Source organism: Pseudomonas sp. AC463 (assembly GCF_979253585.1).
This window is the reverse complement of the sequence record NZ_CEEDDZ010001038.1, coordinates 1-244: the sequence shown is the minus strand read 5'-3', so window position 1 is coordinate 244 and position 244 is coordinate 1. Positions and strand designations below refer to the sequence as shown.

Genomic DNA, 244 nt, shown 5'->3' with positions numbered 1-244 from the left:
GGTCGTGAAGGCAGTCTCCGCCCCGGTGACGCTGAAGATGCGCATGGGTTGGTGCCACGACAGCCTCAACGCGCCCGAACTCGCCCGCATCGCCGAGGATCTCGGCGCGAAGATGATTACGGTCCACGGTCGCACCCGCAACCAGATGTACAAGGGGCAGGCCGACTGGCGCTTCATCGCGAGCGTCAAGCAGGCGGTGTCCATCCCGGTCATCGCGAACGGCGACATCAACTCGATCGAGGAC

1 protein-coding gene is annotated in these 244 nt (G+C 64.8%); it reads left to right on the top strand.

Annotated elements, in window-relative coordinates; all coding sequences use genetic code 11:
- On the top strand, nt 1–244 hold a 244-nt coding region (locus tag AC0IYH_RS33410; protein ID WP_471838720.1), incomplete at both ends, for a tRNA-dihydrouridine synthase.